General features: G+C 40.2%; 1 pseudogene. It reads right to left on the minus strand.

The window, feature by feature from the left end:
- Positions 1-565: pseudogene (locus CER18_RS10205) on the minus strand (Vomp family autotransporter); the annotation flags it as partial.

The raw sequence follows: 565 nt of genomic DNA on the forward strand, positions 1-565 counted from the left end.
GAGGTTCGTTGTAGCATCTTGCTTTACAAGACTATTACTTATCATAGTGCTAATTTCATCATGAACACTCTTGAAAGAAGAACCAACACCAGTCAAAGCTTCCGCTACATTCTTATACGACTCTTCAGTAATATCGCCATCAGAACCGATTTGCTTAACCTTGAAATTAGGATCCGTCCACTCACCATTCTCATACTTAGCGCCGCCACCAAAATAGTTCGCTAACGTATTATTCAGCGAATAAAGCTGTGAACCATTAATTGCATCATGCGAGTTGGCAGAAATATCGCCATTGGCAAGTGACGTAATCTTGCTGTTCGTTTTGCTACCCTCTTTCTCCCCATGTTTTGCGACAAACGCATTGTCATCCTTACTCCACGATAAAGAATCCTGTGCAACTCCTTGAGATACTTCTTTAATACGATCATTAACATTCTTAATATTCGTATCAAGCCCGCTAAAAGCAGAACCAACATCAGTAAAGGACTTACCCGTAACCTGACCGTCTTTAGAAACATCTGATAATTGGTAAATTGGCTGTGTGAGACCACCATCTTTAAAAGAT

It is taken from the genome of Bartonella tribocorum (assembly GCF_002777915.1).
In the GTDB taxonomy this organism is placed as follows: Bacteria; Pseudomonadota; Alphaproteobacteria; order Rhizobiales; family Rhizobiaceae; genus Bartonella; species Bartonella tribocorum_A.